Origin of the sequence: Affinundibacterium danionis (assembly GCF_042432465.1) — a bacterium.
Taxonomy (GTDB): domain Bacteria; phylum Pseudomonadota; class Gammaproteobacteria; order Burkholderiales; family Burkholderiaceae_D; genus Undibacterium; species Undibacterium danionis.
In genome coordinates, this window is sequence record NZ_JBHLXJ010000012.1 from 48,331 (window position 1) to 63,964 (window position 15,634).

At 45.1% G+C, this 15,634-nt stretch carries 14 protein-coding genes and 1 riboswitch; of the genes, 6 read left to right on the forward strand and 8 right to left on the reverse strand.

The annotated features are described in order from the left end of the window. The first annotated feature begins 44 nt into the window (after window positions 1–44). Window positions 45–503 (forward strand): ferritin-like domain-containing protein, encoded by a 459-nt coding sequence (locus ACFFJH_RS11030; RefSeq protein WP_390212532.1) that lies wholly within the window; start codon window positions 45–47, stop codon window positions 501–503. 229 nt (window positions 504–732) lie between these two features. On the opposite strand, the gene ACFFJH_RS11035 is transcribed toward ACFFJH_RS11030, so the two are convergent. The 4 genes from ACFFJH_RS11035 to ACFFJH_RS11050 form a co-directional block, all read right to left on the reverse strand. Continuing rightward, entirely contained in the window at window positions 733–2,268 is a 1,536-nt protein-coding gene (locus ACFFJH_RS11035) for a PepSY-associated TM helix domain-containing protein (RefSeq protein ID WP_390212534.1), read from the reverse strand. A gap of 65 nt (window positions 2,269–2,333) precedes the next feature. After that, window positions 2,334–2,681: a hypothetical protein gene (locus tag ACFFJH_RS11040; RefSeq protein WP_390212536.1), complete on the reverse strand. Its 348-nt coding sequence runs from the start codon at window positions 2,679–2,681 to the stop codon at window positions 2,334–2,336. Next, window positions 2,662–2,949, reverse strand: coding sequence for a hypothetical protein (locus ACFFJH_RS11045; protein WP_390212538.1), 288 nt, complete (start codon window positions 2,947–2,949; stop codon window positions 2,662–2,664). The genes ACFFJH_RS11040 and ACFFJH_RS11045 overlap by 20 nt, the downstream gene beginning before the upstream one ends. A 166-nt stretch (window positions 2,950–3,115) precedes the next feature. Further along, window positions 3,116–5,086, reverse strand: a complete 1,971-nt coding sequence (locus ACFFJH_RS11050) for a TonB-dependent receptor plug domain-containing protein (RefSeq protein WP_390212540.1) — start codon at window positions 5,084–5,086, stop codon at window positions 3,116–3,118. A 683-nt stretch (window positions 5,087–5,769) separates the two neighbouring features. Between ACFFJH_RS11050 and ACFFJH_RS11055 the strand changes: the two genes are divergently transcribed. The 3 genes from ACFFJH_RS11055 to ACFFJH_RS11065 all read left to right on the forward strand — a co-directional run bounded on the left by ACFFJH_RS11055 (window position 5,770) and on the right by ACFFJH_RS11065 (window position 10,302). Then, window positions 5,770–8,313: a TonB-dependent receptor domain-containing protein gene (locus ACFFJH_RS11055; protein WP_390212542.1), complete on the forward strand. Its 2,544-nt coding sequence runs from the start codon at window positions 5,770–5,772 to the stop codon at window positions 8,311–8,313. A gap of 156 nt (window positions 8,314–8,469) precedes the next feature. Continuing rightward, window positions 8,470–9,600: a hemin-degrading factor gene (locus tag ACFFJH_RS11060; protein WP_390212543.1), complete on the forward strand. Its 1,131-nt coding sequence runs from the start codon at window positions 8,470–8,472 to the stop codon at window positions 9,598–9,600. Between the two features lie 264 nt (window positions 9,601–9,864). After that, on the forward strand, window positions 9,865–10,302 hold the full coding sequence (locus ACFFJH_RS11065; protein ID WP_390212545.1) for a hypothetical protein: 438 nt from the start codon (window positions 9,865–9,867) through the stop codon (window positions 10,300–10,302). A gap of 29 nt (window positions 10,303–10,331) precedes the next feature. Here ACFFJH_RS11065 and ACFFJH_RS11070 read toward each other — a convergent pair whose 3' ends face one another. The 3 genes from ACFFJH_RS11070 to hemP all read right to left on the reverse strand — a co-directional run bounded on the left by ACFFJH_RS11070 (window position 10,332) and on the right by hemP (window position 12,270). After that, complete coding sequence (locus ACFFJH_RS11070; RefSeq protein ID WP_390212548.1) at window positions 10,332–11,588, reverse strand: DUF2325 domain-containing protein; 1,257 nt, start codon at window positions 11,586–11,588, stop codon at window positions 10,332–10,334. 26 nt (window positions 11,589–11,614) lie between these two features. Continuing rightward, window positions 11,615–11,947, reverse strand: coding sequence for a hypothetical protein (locus ACFFJH_RS11075; protein ID WP_390212550.1), 333 nt, complete (start codon window positions 11,945–11,947; stop codon window positions 11,615–11,617). Between the two features lie 122 nt (window positions 11,948–12,069). Next, the gene (hemP, locus tag ACFFJH_RS11080; RefSeq protein ID WP_390212552.1) at window positions 12,070–12,270 is read right to left on the reverse strand and encodes a hemin uptake protein HemP; all 201 of its coding nucleotides are present in this window, start codon (window positions 12,268–12,270) and stop codon (window positions 12,070–12,072) included. Window positions 12,271–12,589: 319 nt separating this feature from the next. Between hemP and ACFFJH_RS11085 the strand changes: the two genes are divergently transcribed. Next, a complete protein-coding gene (locus ACFFJH_RS11085; RefSeq protein WP_390212556.1) occupies window positions 12,590–13,369 on the forward strand; it encodes a C1 family peptidase in 780 nt (259 codons plus the stop codon). Between the two features lie 37 nt (window positions 13,370–13,406). After that, window positions 13,407–13,784, forward strand: coding sequence for a VOC family protein (locus ACFFJH_RS11090; protein WP_390212558.1), 378 nt, complete (start codon window positions 13,407–13,409; stop codon window positions 13,782–13,784). Window positions 13,785–14,248: 464 nt separating this feature from the next. Beyond that, a riboswitch (cobalamin riboswitch) is annotated at window positions 14,249–14,458 on the reverse strand. 85 nt (window positions 14,459–14,543) lie between these two features. Here ACFFJH_RS11090 and ACFFJH_RS11095 read toward each other — a convergent pair. Beyond that, the gene (locus ACFFJH_RS11095) at window positions 14,544–15,467 is read right to left on the reverse strand and encodes a LysR family transcriptional regulator (RefSeq protein ID WP_390212561.1); all 924 of its coding nucleotides are present in this window, start codon (window positions 15,465–15,467) and stop codon (window positions 14,544–14,546) included. Window positions 15,468–15,634 lie beyond the last annotated feature (167 nt).

Consider the following 15,634-nt stretch of genomic DNA (forward strand, 5'->3'; position numbering starts at 1 on the left):
TCGACAGTGACGAGAGCCTCGTCGAGTAAACAAGGAGAAATAGCATGGATGATATTAAAAAGCAGCAAGCGATTGACGCCCTCAATCACATCATGGAATTAGAACTCGCCGGTGTGGTTCGATACACGCATTACTCGCTGATGGTGTATGGCTACAACCGTATTCCTATCGTCTCATGGTTGAAGGGCAATGCAGATGAAAGCTTGGCGCACGCCCATAAAGCTGGCGAATTAGTGACCTTATTAGGTGGTCATCCATCTTTGAAAATTGGCGCGTTATTAGAAACCGAACAGCACGATATTGGCGACATTTTGCGTGAAAGTCTGGATCTCGAAACTACCGCTTTATCCGCCTACTACGCCTTACTCAAAGTGGTCGAAGGCAGCTCGGTCTTATTAGAAGAATACGCCCGAGAAATGATCGTCGCGGAAGAATTGCATTTGGATGAAGTCAACAAAATGTTGCGTCGCCCAGGGGCGATTGAAGTGTTCGCCGCGTCGTAAATGCGGGATCGTTAATTAACTAGAAGCAGATTTCGCTCGTTGTGCTTAATCTGCTTCTGGTTCAAAGATCGTTCAAATCGCATCATCATTCGATTAATTAACGATGATGAGATTTGATTTGTGCTCTGATGTCCTCACCATGGTAAGCACCTTCTTATCAAGCCTCAACCACCAGTTGGTTTTCAGATTGTCTATTTTAAACTAATGAAAGTTAGTTCAAACTCCCTAGTTATCCTCGTGCCCATACACTATCTTTCGTGCCATGCTGAACCCGTTTAGCGGTTTTGAATGCTGCATACGCAAAGAGTAAAGATGCGGCGAAAGCCACCAGATCGATAATGAGATTCATACTCTTTCCCTGCAATACTGAACTTAGTGGAATAGCAAAACAGAGTATGCTATTCAACCAGAGTAAATGCACAGAGGCAGAGGCGGCACCGCGCCAGAATGACCAAGCCAAGGCGATTAAAAATACACTGTAATAACTCGATATAAACAGTGAGTTGATGTTGCTTTGTGTCTGATAAAACCATTGCCCAGCTAACAGGCAACTCATGACAGCGGCAATACTGCCGAGGCAAATTCCAACCGTTGCTGCTGCCATCCATCGGTTTGAACGGGTTTGCTGACCTTGGGTTTTGCGGCGTTTTTCCAGCCACAGTAAATTACCTGAATAGAATAAAAAGGCACCGCTCAGGCCGAAGAAAAAATAAACCCAGCGCATAAAGTCGCCGCCAAAACTACCAAAGTGTAATGAGAAGAAAGGGACGATGATCGCCATCCATGTGCTTTCCTTGCCCGGTACCATGCTGGTGCTGGTGGTTTTTCCGTTAAAAGGATTGAGAATCAGATAGCCTGTTTCTGCCCCGCGTACTAGGTAGCGGGGATTATTCAAGCCGACACGTAACATGGGGCGTCCGCCATCCAGACCCATAAATTCCAGTTCGTGAATGGCCGCGTTATTGGCTTCTCGACGTATGTTAGCCAATAAGATGCTGGGCGCCAGCGGTTCAAGTTTTTGTGGCGAGGCTTTTTTGGTTTTTACTATTTTATCCGACGGATAAATGAAATTATTTAGCGCATCATAGTATTGGTCATGAAAGGCGAAAACGATTGCCGTCAGACAAATGACTAGATGAAAGGGCAGGCTGGTAATGCCAACGATATTGTGCGCATCGAGCCAGAAGCGTTTACGGTTTTTGCCGGATCTTAAGGCAAAAAAATCTTTCACTAATGTTGGCAATAGCAGGATTACACCAGATACCAATGCCAGGAAATATAAAACACTGGCGATACCCATAAAATAAACGCCCAGATGTTCATCGTCGAGCATGCCAGGAACACCGGCAGTGCGATGGAGCATGTCAATCAGCTCTGCCAGTTTTGAGGGCGTTTCTTGGCGACTGATTAATTGTCCTTGGGCATCCAGCGTTGCGCCCCAGCGTTTTTCATTCAGATCCAGTTCGCGTCCTGATTTTCCTTCAATCCAAGTGACTGTGGCATGGTGTTCGTCATCCAGGTGAATCTGGAAATTATTTTTGGCCTTAGGATGCTGTTGCAATACCTGCGACACCAGTTGATCGAGCTGCGTTTCAGGCACGCCTTTGAGTTCCTGTACCGGCGTTTGCATCCATGCATCAATCGGCTGCTTGAACATAGTAAGTGCGCCAGCAAAAAAAGCGATGAATAGGAATACGCCTGCGGTAATGCCGACCCAGGTATGCAAGGATTGGTAGACGCGGAGAATGTCGCTGCGGATTTTCATGGAAGCTAGGGAGATGGTGAAATCTGAGAAGTAAAAAGTGTGTTTTAGTGAGCTTTAAGTGCGCTTTAAGTGCACACAATAAAAAATACGGTATAGGCAAGAGCATTGGCAATCAATAGATAACTGATGGCTCGTAAACCGCTACGGCAGAGATAAATAAAGCTAAGTATCAGCATCCAGAGCGGTGTGATCATCCACATGACAAACTGGTTTTTTTCCGGTGCATTAATACCGCCGGGACCAATCCAGGCAAAGATCCCTACCAGCGCGAGAGAGAGCAAAAAACCGAGAACAAGGCCGGCAAATGTTTTACTCCACCAATCGCGTGCGATAACAACGCGTCGCGCGGCTGGTGCCGGATCTAATGAGTCTAATGAACTTAGTAGGTCTAATTTAGCGGTGTCTTGTGTCATGAGATTTTTTCCCGACAAGTAAGGAAACAAAGGGAATCAGGCCTAGACTAAGCATGGTCGTGATCAAATGCGCGAAGCTTGCTGCCAGCGGATTTAAGTAGGAGTATGCGATAAAAAATGCATGCAGGTGAATTACGCATCCACAGTAAAACCAAGGCGTGAAAGCCAAGGGCTGGGACAGACAAGCCTGATGTCGGTTGCTTAGATACAGCAGGGCATTGGCGGTGATGACACTGAATACGAAAATGATGGCCGATAGTGTTGTCATGATTTCTCCTGTGTTTTTTTGTGCTTATTCTGATCCGGTGGTGGTAAAACTTGAATATGGATGTTGGGCTGTTCAGCCCAACCTACGTGACTAAAAAATTGACAGTAGGTTGGTGCTGAACAGTGTGAAGCCCAACGCTTCAATACTTCAATAATCAAAGACTTAATCAAAAACTATACGAGCCACTGACGTAGTAATTGCGTCCTAGTTCATAGAACTCAAAGTTTTTGTTCTTCTTTTCCAGATCTACATTGCCCAAATTTTTCACACCAAAACGTGCTGTCAGATTTTTTTGCACCTGTACCGAGAAATTCAGGTCAAGGCGTGTGTAGGCTGGCAAAGTCGTACCTTCGTAGCTTTGTTCACCGGTATAGTTCGCCGATAATGAGGTGCTGAAGTTTTGTACAGGTTTCCATTGCATGCCAAGATGGGCGACATTATTAGGTCGGTTGTCGAGTAAGGTTTCAACGCCGTTTTCATTGGTGTATTTTGCGTTGAGGTGCGTGAAGTTACCGTTGATTGAGAAATTTGGTGCAACTCGTACATCGGCCTGTAATTCAATGCCATTGGTTTTTGCTTTTGCCACATTGACCCAGCGGCGTGTTGCCAGTTTCGAGTCATAGATGGCGACGATCATACTGTCTACGTCGTTCTTGAAACCGACCAGGCTGAAGTTCCAGGATTTTTCATGTACTTCAAAACCGAGTTCAAAGTTGGTGCTTTTTTCTGGTGTTAAATCGGGATTGCCTGTCAATGTGCAGCGACCGCCGCAACTGATTACGCTATATTCGTTGCTGACCTGGTAGGCGTCTGGTGCCTTGAATGCTTTATTCACGCCACCCTTGAACGTAAGCGTTGAAGTCGGTTGATAGCTGAGGTAAGTTTTTGGTGTGAAGTGATTGCCAAAGAAATTGTTGTGATCCAGACGTCCAGCTAAAGTCAGGTGTAAATTTTGAGCGAGTGCAATTTCATCTTCTGCAAAGGCCGCAGCGCTTCGTGTCGTGACTTTTCCTGTTTTTAAATAGGTGGATTTATCGTCAATGACTTGATTACGCAAATCGATACCAACAGTTAATGCATTGGCTGTGAATTCAGTATTGGCATACAGTTTTGCGTAAGTATTGTGTTCTTTAGGTTGTCTTTGTAAAGGCGCTTTATATCGCGAGTTGAAATCATCGATGGTGGTATCTTCGCGTGAAATAAAAGCGGTGGTGCTACCCCAATCCCATTGGGTTCGATGATTTACTCCGTAGGTAAAACGTTCTATCGCTTGTTCGCGAATATCTTTGGTTTCTAACTTGGTCTGAGGATTATAGTCATAGTAATAAACTGCCTTGGGGCGTTTGTCATCGTTGTAGGCAAAGTCAACATCGAGGGTTTGGAATTCTGACAGTTTGAGCGTGGCTGTACTGGTGAAGTTTTTGGACTTCTTTTCTTCTAGACGAGCGGGGCGCGATACATCGGATTCTTTAGTGCTGTACCAAGGCTCGCGCTGGTAAATTTCACCAGCCAGCGATAGACTTAATTGATCTGTTATGGCTCCCGAAGTGGATACGCCAAAGCGATTTTGTTGCCCTTTATCACCGGTAGCAATGACGCGATATTCGCCATTGACCGTCGTTTTCCATTTTTGAGTGGGTTGTTTGGTAATAATGTTGACGACACCACCAATGGCATCTGATCCATATAAAGCGGCCATAGGACCGCGCACGATTTCGATTCTTTGAATACTATTGAGAGGCACGGAGCTAAAATCAAAATCACTACCGCGCCATAATGCGCCGCCAGAAGATACACGTTTTCCGTTGATTAGCATTAGGGTATATTTTCCAGCCAGCCCGCGAATTTGGATTTCATCCCGACCAGACGATTCGATAGCGTTATTAACCCCCACTGTTTCACGTAATAAATCCGCGATACCATTGACAGGTGATTTGGCAATATCTTCGGCGGTGATTACCGTTGTAAAGGCAGGTGCTGCCGCGATCGTTTGGTTGCGCAATGCGGCTGTTATGACAACCAATTGAGCACGGTTTGTTTCTTGGTTAACCGTATTATTATCTTGTGAGAACGCAACTGGTGATATTAAACCGCAAGTTGCGATGGTAGTTGTGATAGCCTTTTTCTTGAATGACATGTGAATCCCTCTAGGTAAATTAGTTAATTATTTTTAGTAATAATAATCGTTCTCATTTGCATTTGCAATTGAGTGATATCAAGAAACTTGTTATAACTAATCTTTTTTTGGGGATGGGTCTTGAGAATATATTTCTAAATATTTGATTTTAAATAGAATTTTTTTATTTACTATGAGTGTGTGGCGCTCATAATCAAGCACAAGTATCTGTAGGTAATCGTAGTTCATTCCCCTGTAAGCCTTCACAAGCTATTTTCACTCGGCCTGTAAGCTTTGCAGGTTTTCAAATTTAAACTTGCAAATAGTAATGATTCTCATTACTATTTGTGTGCCGGTAATTATTTTCAATTGTTTCTTGTTGAAAAAAAGAGGCGCAGCTTGTTTGATACAGTGCTCGCCTTTTATTTTCTTTGTTCTATTTGCTATGTACGGTATTAATCCGCCCTCACCTTGATGGATAAAGCCGAGTTTGCTCGGTGTTCATTCTCAATGACGCAATAAATTTATTTTTGAGCTTTCTTAATTTACGCTTTCTTAAATAATGCTTAATTGAGTTGAGTGGCTCAATAAGTGTGAATCGGGTTGATTCACTTGTTAAGTTAGTTTTCTTTTGTCTTTGTAATCTGCCAGCTATTCGCACTATTCGCATTTGCGTCGCCAGCCCATTCTTTTTTTGGCGCCTTATGCATACTCTATCTTATTTACCATGTCGGTTTAAGCTCATTTCTTTTGCCGTAAAAGTATTGTGTTCTAGTTCTTTTATTTTCTCTGTAAGTGTGATTCATGCATCACCAGTTGAGCCGAAGACGCAGTCAGCTGCCACGACGCCTTCTGTCACAACACCTTCTTTCGCGATCAGTAGTGGTCAACTGCAACAAGCTATACGTGCTTTGGCACAACAAGCTAAAGTGAATATTCGTCTGGATGAAGGGATTAATCCCGCGCTGATCACGCCAGCAGTACAAAACGCCCGTTCTGTCGAACAAGCGCTACAGACTTTGGTTGCTAGCTTAGGCTTGCACGTGACAGGCAGCGTTGAAACTGGCTATGTGATTGGCATTAGTAATTTGCCGACCATGAATGTTTTGGCAGCCAGAGAAATGAAGGATAAGACTTTGAGCGCAGAGCAATTCTCTGCCTCATCTAGTCTCGCGAACATTGTGCGTTATCAGCCTTTGGTCAGCGCACCTGCAACCGCGTCAGGCTCAGGTAATGTTTGGGATAGCAACGGCAATGCGGGTTACAACATTCGCGGTATCGAAGGTAATCGTATTGGTTTGGAAATTGACGGTATTGCTTTGCCTGATGCCGCACCCAAGCCAGACTCCACTTCCATGAATGCCTTTGCGGTAGGGCGTGAGTATTTTGACCCAGAAATGATGCAAGAGGTGACAATCGCAACCGGTGCGCAAACCGCAGGAAATGGTGCATCGGGTTTGGGTGGTAAAGTGCGCTTTCGTAGTAAAGCACCACAAGATTTTGTAAGTCCCAAAGATCCCGTTTATGTTGCCTATAAATTCGCACATGATTCAGGCAATGCCAGTCGCCTGCATAGCTTAACTGGCGCTTGGGGTTCGCAAGATGTTCAGGCGATGCTGGTCGTGGCAAAACGCGATGGTGAACAAACCAAGACTTTGGGTAAAGTTGCACCGAATCCCGACGATTGGAATAGCCAAGCCGTCTTGGCGAAGTTGAACTGGAATATTCAATCCAATCAACGCCTGGCGTTCACTATTGATACCTTTAAACACGACAGTCAGCGCGTATTTAGCAGCCGCATCAATCCGACGTATCCGCAGGGCGTGAAGCAGTTCGCTAATACGGATAGAACGCGTTTTAGCGTGGATTATGACCATACGTTGTCAACAGACTGGATCGATCATCTGAGCGTGCGTGCCTATACCCAAGATGCTAAGCAAAAAGATCTGAGCCTGGCGAACTATGTCTTGAGTGGTAAAGTCAATTACCGCACGATAGAAACTTCTTATCTGAATAAATTGAATGGCCTCAGTATCGACGCTGAGAAAAAATTGAATGCGCATGCGATTAACTATGGTTTCAAATTAGAAACCAGCAACAGTCAACGCCCATGGAGAGAAGATCGCTTGGTGATCGCTACTGGCGAACATCAGATCACCAACAAAAATCGTATGGCTGATATGGACGGACAAACTATCGAGGCGTATGTGAATGACAGAATAGGTTTTGATCTGCTTGGACAAAGTTCGACATTGACGCCAGGTGTACGTTTTGAGCAGCGTAAGCTCACTCCCGAAAATCTGAAGACTTACATCATTGGTGTGCCAGTTGCAGCGAAAGAGATTCAGGAAGAAACCAGCCGTTTTGTGACACCGAGTTTGCGACTTGATATTCAGCATACCTCAAACTTGTCTAGTTTCGCCGCATTTTCGCGCAATACCAGACCTGTCAGTGCTGCTGAAAAAACAGGCACCTATGACTCTTTTAGTTATACCGGTACAGGACAAGCCTACGCCATCTTGGGTAATCCAAAATTGAAAAATGAAACGAGTGATGCGTTTGAGTTGGGCTTGAATGCGAAACCGCATCCGGGTGTTGAATTGCAGGTCTCTGGTTTCTATAACCGCTACCAAAACTTTATTGATTATGTGATTCAGCCAGCTGATTTAGTCAATTACCCGACGATTACGTTTGGTCTCTACCGTCCAGAAAATATCGGCAAGGCTGCGACTTGGGGCGGTGAAGTGTCAGCACAATTCCGTTTAGAAGAATGGTCGCCAGCGTTGCGTGGTACTAGCGCGCATTTTGCCTTAGGCGCGGCGAATGGTACGGCAGAAAATAGTAAAACAGGTCAACGTGATTTCTTACCAAGCGTCGCACCGATGAAAGCCAGCTATGGTTTGCGTTATGACGATCCATCCAAATTATTCGGTGCCGCTTTGAATGGTGTTTATGTTGACGCGAAGCAGCCTGCTATTGATGTTGTGTCGGGTGGCGGTGTGACAGCACCACGCTTTGCTATGCCTTCTTATAGCTTGTTTGATGTGAATGCTTACTGGAATATTCAAACGAATCTTAAGCTTAATTTAGCCGTCTATAACTTGAGCAATCAAAAGTATTGGGACTACGCCAATAGTCGCAAACTTGCTGCTAAGAAGGATGCTAATGACACCGCCGCCGCGCTAGAGATAGAGCGTCAGGTGATGCCTGGGCGTAGTGTGGTTTTGAGTGTGCAATTGAGTTATTGATGTCGTTGTATGCGTCGTCAATTTTTACCCATCTCAATAACACATTTTACTTCGGCGTATCAGATTAAGGTGTTTAACTTTTACGCATGAAGTGATCACTAGCTACTTCTATTTTTAAATTTATTCATTCATTTATTTAGTCGATAGGAAAAAATCGTGATTCGTAAACAAATTTTTGTTCTCATGTTGTCTAGCATGGCGGTCTGTTCTAGCTTTGCAGCCGATACCTTAAGCGCACGTTGGGATAAGCTCCGTCAAGAACAGCCAAAAATCCAAATACGTGATGCTGCAAAAAATTTAGGTGTGTCAGAAGCAGAGCTCTTAGCGACTCAGGCGTATGCTGTGCGTTTGCAATCTGGTGCAGATGCCGCCAGAAAAATTATGCGTCGGGCTTTAGATTTAGGTGAAGTCATGGCATTAAGTCGTAATGAAAACGGCGTTATCGAAGTTACAGGTGTTGCCACTCGTTACACGCCGAAACCACAGACTGAGCCGATCAGCGATGAGGAAAAGCAGCGTCAACAAAATGCCATCGGTGGTTACATTGGTGGACCTATTGATTTACGTTTTCATTTTGCGCAATGGGAGCACGCTTTTGCGGTAACTCAAACCAAAGGTGGCAAGACCACACGCAGTCTGCAATTCTTTGATACCAGCGGTGATGCCATCCATAAAATTTATGTGAAAAGTGATGCGGGTAATGCCCTATTTGATCAATTGGTTGAAGAAAATCGTCAAGCCAAACAAGATGTCCCATTGAAAGTTCAAGTCAAAGCAGGTAAAAAACCTGAGCTGGCTGACACAGCGATAGATCAAAAAGAATTTCAATTAGCTTGGAAAGAAATGACCGATGTGCACCAATTTTCGCGCTTGGTGACAGAATTTAAATTGAGCCGTGAGCAAGCCTTACGCCTAGCACCGACTGGCCTCGCGCAAGCAATAAGTGCAGCGGGTGTACGAAATTTCTTAGATGGCGCTGCTAAAGAAAAAGTTGCGATTATGGCCTTCTTAGGTAATGTCGGCATCACACAAATTTTTAGCGGGCAGATACAAAAAACGGCGGCATCAGGCGATTGGTATAACGTGCTTGATCCGAAGTTCAATTTGCATTTACGTGAATCGGCATTTGCCCGTGGTTGGGTAGTCAAGCGAGCGAACATCACTTCAGTCGAATTTTATGACAAGGCGGGCGAATTGGTCGTTACTTTCTTTGGGGTACGTGATCGCGGTCAGCCACAGCCACAAGCCTGGTTGGACTTGGTACAGGGTTTGCCTAAAGCTAAATAGTGGCGTCATTTTCTATCTGCTTCATGTAGCGTTCCAAATATTTTAATGACATAGAAACCTCTATCAATTAATCAATGTTAATCTCTCGCTTTCCTCTGGTCTTGGCGTAATTCCATGACCAAGTTAGCGATCTTGTAGGGCGGTTGCAATCGGCGTTGCTCAGGTGCTCTGAGTTGACTTCGCGGCTTGTAAGCGTCCTATAATTTTGTGTCACTACCTTAATAGTGTTTTGATGTGATTTTTATTTTTTTGGGAGCGTTTGAAATGAATTTTTTTAAAGCCGTTTTGCTTGTATTGGGAATGTCACTGACTGGTGCGGTATTGTCTGAGGAACCAATCGTTAACCCTTATGGACAATTCTTTGAAGGCGATGGTGTCGAAATTGAGATGGCTCAATTTGCCAAGAAAAATGCAGATGGCTTGTATGATGTGCTGTTAAGAATCACCGGGAAAAGAGCATTTAACGCGGGTATAGATGGCAAGACTTTAAAGTATGTCGCAGTACATGGCGGCACGGGGATCGATTACAAGCTCAATGGCAAAAACAGAATGATCGTGCGCAATCTGTACGGAAATTCATGGCGCGTCATGGAAGTGTTTTTGGATGGCGACACGGTACCCGTCGTAGAAAATAAAGAGAAATCAAAAGAAGTCCGGCCTTTACATTTACTTACTGCTTCGACGGAAACAAGCGCTAAATAATGATCTGGAGCTGCTCACGTAGTAATGCCTTATTCTGATACTTGCTCTAATCCGCGCGCCAGCGAGGAAACGCTGGGGTTCTCTACAAACACGCAGCGCTTGCCTGTGCGTTTACAAAATTCTTTTACGCGCCAGTAGGCGTTGTGGCTGATGCAGCCGGTTTGGCAGATCACCAGATCGGCGGCGGCTAGGCTGCTATCTAGTAGGCTTTGATTGTCTTCCATGCCGCCATCATGATGGGCGAAGCGGCCACCGACACGCTCGATTAGATCACGATAGCTGGCGACGTTGCCGCTACGACCGCCGACGCACAGTACATTTTTTTGTTGCAATTGCAGTGTGATGGGAATGGTGCGATGTGCTTGTGTCGTATGGGTGGCGTTTCCTTTGTTTTCATTATGTTGCTCGGATGGTGTATTTTCCTGAGCAGCGTGCTGTGAGTCATGAGAGTGACGTTGCGCTAGTTTGTGTTTGAGCTCTCGTATTTTTTGTTCTAATTCAGTTTGTCGTGCCGACATTCGATCTAATTTGTGCCGCAGCGATTGATGATTGTTGGTTGGTTGCGAAGATTCCAGATTCATATTTTTGAGTGCTAGTAAATCCGCATTCAGATAAGCGATGGTGCTTTCTTTGCCTATGTTTTCAGCGCGCAATTGAACGATATGACGCTGTAATTTTTCAATTTCTTGAGCTTTCTCTTGCATGTGCCGTGTATGTCTTTCCTGATGGCGGGCAAGCTCTCTCGTGAGTATGGCATTTTCTTCTAAGACTTCATTAAAGCGAGTGATATCGGCGCGCACGGTGGCACCAGCTTGATGCTGTAGCATGTGCATGTCACGACACATACCTTCTTGCAATCCAACATCACATAAAGGATGCGTCAGTCCCGCCCAAAATGCACCCGCGACATCGCCTTGATAGATGGCATCTAGCCATAGTTGAGTGAGGGCTTGTATTGATTTCGCGGTGCGGAAGCGTTTGATGGTTAAGGCGTAGCGTTGCTCTAAATCTTCATGCAGCATCTCCGACACACGGTTACGGTAGCTACATTCGGCGATTGCCCCGACATGGATTTCATAGTCGTCTGCTTGTGCTATGCCACCCAAAGCTTTGTTCATTAAACGTCGTAACACCGCCAGCGGAATGCAGACGCCTATTACCGGACAATGCGTGTCGCGCGATAAATCCCATAAACGACGACGGCGAGAACTGATCGCTTGGGCTTTTGTGCTGGTTGCGCTTTGCTGACCTTGCTGCTGTTGGCTGGTACCGTGTTTTTCGCACATGCTAAATCTCCTCGTCGACAGAAATCTTAATGAACTTTGTGTGGGTAATAGGTGTAGCTGTTCTCCTGCATCAAAGCCTCATGCGCTAATGGGTTTGTGCTGGGTAAACCATCGGCTTGTTTAGGCTGGCTGCTTGGATCAGACGAGAATTTTTGTGCTTGGTCTATGGTTGCTTTCGCCTGTTTAACCATCTTAGCCAACTCAGCAAACGCCTCAAGTTCGAGACGCAGAGAAATTGATTGCAAAGACAAATGCACGACGCCACATTCGGGACAGATCATAATTTCACCGATTTTGCTGTTGGCAATGCTCAGGTGTTGGCAGGCATTATTGGTGCTAGATTGGCTGTATGGTTTCATGGGTAAGTCCCGGTTAAAAATGCAGTCTTTGTGTCGGCAATGAGCCAGTAAGTTGTGCTATGAATTTGGGAATGTGGCACTGACGCTTTGCTGACTAGATTTGTGGTTTAAATTTTCGGCTGTCACTTAGTTAAAATCAGCTTACCTAATGAGGTGCAGCGAAAGCGATACAACATGCCGTTGTGTTCAATTTCCACTTCTTGTCTTCCCTTTAAAATATCCTGACTTGAAATGCGTAATAGTGCGGCTGTCGGTGTGGTAACTGTGACAGCACGGGGTCTGGGCAATTCGTGATAGGTCTTGTGGTTAGCGGTGGTAGTCATGGCAGGCTGGGTTCTGATAAATGAGAATGGAATTTATTATAAATGCGAATCATTCTCATTTACAAGAAGAAAATGCGATTTTGTGAAAACTTTTTGGTTTTGAAACATGTGAGTAGAAAAATCGCATCACTGTGAAACACCTTGTGCATAATTGAGGCGATGTGCGAGCAATCGCGATTGGCTGAAGTTGACAGCGGGAACCATAACTACGCAAGGATTCTCGCATCTACCTTGGATTTAAAATTCGAACGCATAGCTGCTTGTATTGAGTTTGTATTGAGTTTCCAATCTGGCTTAGATCAATCTACACAAGGTTTATATGGTGAAAACAAAGCTATTTCTGCTGCAAGCGGATCTGCCTGATTCAAGAGATCATCTCTTTCAAGCACCGGATTTGCTCTTGCCTGAGCGTGTAGATTTGCGTGCTCATTGTCCGCCTGTGTTTGATCAAGGATCGCGCTTAGGTAGTTGTACTGCAAATGCGGTGTGCAATGCCTACCGTTTTAATCTCATGCGGCAAGCGCGCGAGCAAGAGCAGGCGCTTATCAACTATCATCCATCGCGTTTGTTTTTGCATTACAACGCGAGAGCTTTAGCGGGAAAGCAGAAGCAAAATAAAGGTGCACAGATTCGTGATGCGATGAAGAGCATTGCCAAACAAGGTATATGCCGCGAGAGTGCCTGGCCTTACCGTGCCTACCGCTACGCGACTAAGCCACCAAGGCATGCTTATCAACAAGCCTTGGATTATCAAAGTATCGTTTACCAAAGACTGCGCCATGACTTGGCGGAATTAAAAGCATGCCTTGCGGACGGGTTTCCTTTTGTGTTTGGTTTAACCATATACAATGCGTTTGAGAGTGCTCAGATGAGCAGTCGCGGTATCTTAAATTTACCTAAGAAGGATGAAGAAAAAGTCGGCGCACATGCGGTGTTAGCGGTTGGCTACCATGATGACAGCGAGCGTTTTGTGATTATGAATTCGTGGGGAAAACATTGGGGACAGCAAGGCTATTTTACTGTGCCCTATGCTTACCTGATGCAGGAAAAAATGGCGCGCGATTTTTGGACTTTACGTTCAGTGGAAGCGGGTAAATAGCGTAAGTTAAAGAGTTAAATATTTTTGCGAGAAATATATGGACAATGAGATTTTTGATTTAGGCCAAGTCGCCATCACGGTGAGCGATGTAGCTGCTGCTTTGCCATTTTATCGAGATGTTTTGGGGTTGCCATTTTTGTTCAGTCCAGCCCCTAGTTTGGCGTTTCTACAGGCCGGTAATGTGCGTATTATGCTGAGTACACCACAAGGTGCAGGGGCGGTTGGTGCGAATTCGGTTTTGTATTTTAAAGTAAGAAACATAGAAGCAAGGTTTGCTGCAATAGTAGCTCGTGGCGCGGTCGTTGAGCGTTCGCCGCAATTCGCCGCGCCTATGCCTGATCATGATTTATGGATAGGATTTGTATGTGATCCTGATGGAAATTTGGTCGGCTTGATGGAAGAAAAAGCTAAGTAAAATTTTGAATTAGGACGATGTTGATGAAGCAGCGAACATAATTTCTGTATGCGCGAATAAAAAAAGGCACCTTACCCGCACTCCCATGTCATGTGCCGCATACTATGCAGCTTGAGGTGCTCGAACACTTCCATGAAATGAATTGATAAGTAAGGTGCTGTGAAGAAAACGGTAATGTCGCGTGTTCCTATTGCTAAATTTCATGTACATCAAAAAGATGAATTGATCCTTTGCGACACAGGTATGCACGACAAAAAGACTGGGCATAAGCAGGTGTTTCAAAACGCAAAATAATTTTTTGTTGAAATGATCAATGGCATCTCGGCCATGGACGTGCAAACACATCCATCACGCACCATCCGTACGTGATCTGACCCTACAACTGTAGAGAATCGTTAGAAATACAAAAAGTTTGATTGAAGTAATCAGACTGACTGATTTCAAACACAACCGTCCGCAGTGTTTTTCATAGAGATCGACAGGCCGGTATCCGGGCTTATGAGTCTTGTTACATCGCCTTCCCAGTCTAAGACCAGTGGCGTTGATGATGTAACCGCACTCATTTACCGTTGCGGAGGCAGCAGGGGCTTGGTGATAGATTGTCTATCATGACCACTTTCCCGTTTAACACGCTTCAAGATGATGAAACGCGCACCTGTTACTGAAAAGTGTAACACAGGCATTATTGCGAAGAGGCAATTTTTTGTGCGGTTGTTGTTTTGTGATATCGATTGATGCTGGATTAAAAATGAGGGATATCTATAGCAACTCTATACTCGGCAGTTTCAAGAAACTGGTTTCGCGAATGGTGGCGACAAAATCTTTTAAGTAGCTTTTGTCGCTCATTTCAGGCAAAGCGGCTGCGTATAGGCTGCCGATTAAACCCGACTTGGTAATGCGTTTTGCGAGTACATAGTCGCGGTTCACATAGTTCTGTGCAGCCCACATCGGTAAGGTGGCAATGCCACGTTTACTGGCGACCAATTGCATCATGGCGACCGTCAATTCTGTCGTGCGGCGACCAGCACTGTTGACGCCTGCGGGCAGCAATACTTGTCTGACGATATCTAACATCTCATCTGGTACCGGGTAGGTGATTAAAGTATCGCTCGCAAAGTCTTGCGCTAGTAAATAATCGCGCTCTGCTAGCGCGTGGTCTTTTGCAATCAGTGCGATGATCTCAAAGCGGAATAGCGGATGGTAATTGACCTTTTCGCTGATGTCAGTCTCAGACACGATTGCGATATCCGCACGGTGTTCATACAGTAAGCCAACCGGATCAGCTTGAAACCCTGACACGATATCCAGCTCAACTTCCGGCCAACGAGTGCGAAATACATCCATCGCTGGCATCAACCAATCAAAGCAAGTATGGCATTCCACCGCGATGCGTAATTGCCCTGCGACTCCTTGCGCTTGCCGCGCTAAATCGCGTTCAGCAGCAGCTACTTGTGGCAACACTGTGTTTGCTAATTGCAGCAAGCGTTCACCCGCCGCAGTGAAGCGTATCGGCGTGGTCTTGCGTTCAAACAGTGGGCTACCGTAGTGCTCCTCTAAGAGTTTGATCTGATGCGATAACGCTGATTGCGTTAAGTTTAATAAACTTGCGGCGCGCAGCAAATTACCTGCCTCTCGCAGCGCTTGCAAAGTTTTTAAATGGCGAATTTCTAAAATAGAGATCATGGCAGCGTACAGATTTGATATGAGCTGTGGTTATTTAATTCCCTTTTTCGCTTCGCAGAGGAAGAGGGATTACGTTTTAGCGAATGTAGTACTTCAGCTTAATTATGAAAAATTTTCAAGTTAAATATAAAAATTCATCGTTTGAATCATAATGGATTTGCTCTCAT

Bases quoted from the DNA above. Each gene is read 5' to 3' on its own strand.
- hemP (WP_390212552.1), bottom strand. From the start codon at position 12,270: ATGACTACCACCGCTAACCACAAGACCTATCACGAATTGCCCAGACCC.
- ACFFJH_RS11075 (WP_390212550.1), bottom strand. From the start codon at position 11,947: ATGAAACCATACAGCCAATCTAGCACCAATAATGCCTGCCAACACCTG.
- ACFFJH_RS11045 (WP_390212538.1), bottom strand. From the start codon at position 2,949: ATGACAACACTATCGGCCATCATTTTCGTATTCAGTGTCATCACCGCC.
- ACFFJH_RS11090 (WP_390212558.1), top strand. From the start codon at position 13,407: ATGGACAATGAGATTTTTGATTTAGGCCAAGTCGCCATCACGGTGAGC.
- ACFFJH_RS11040 (WP_390212536.1), bottom strand. From the start codon at position 2,681: ATGACACAAGACACCGCTAAATTAGACCTACTAAGTTCATTAGACTCA.
- ACFFJH_RS11055 (WP_390212542.1), top strand. From the start codon at position 5,770: ATGCATACTCTATCTTATTTACCATGTCGGTTTAAGCTCATTTCTTTT.
- ACFFJH_RS11050 (WP_390212540.1), bottom strand. From the start codon at position 5,086: ATGTCATTCAAGAAAAAGGCTATCACAACTACCATCGCAACTTGCGGT.
- ACFFJH_RS11030 (WP_390212532.1), top strand. From the start codon at position 45: ATGGATGATATTAAAAAGCAGCAAGCGATTGACGCCCTCAATCACATC.
- ACFFJH_RS11095 (WP_390212561.1), bottom strand. From the start codon at position 15,467: ATGATCTCTATTTTAGAAATTCGCCATTTAAAAACTTTGCAAGCGCTG.
- ACFFJH_RS11065 (WP_390212545.1), top strand. From the start codon at position 9,865: ATGAATTTTTTTAAAGCCGTTTTGCTTGTATTGGGAATGTCACTGACT.
- ACFFJH_RS11070 (WP_390212548.1), bottom strand. From the start codon at position 11,588: ATGTGCGAAAAACACGGTACCAGCCAACAGCAGCAAGGTCAGCAAAGC.
- ACFFJH_RS11035 (WP_390212534.1), bottom strand. From the start codon at position 2,268: ATGAAAATCCGCAGCGACATTCTCCGCGTCTACCAATCCTTGCATACC.
- ACFFJH_RS11085 (WP_390212556.1), top strand. From the start codon at position 12,590: ATGGTGAAAACAAAGCTATTTCTGCTGCAAGCGGATCTGCCTGATTCA.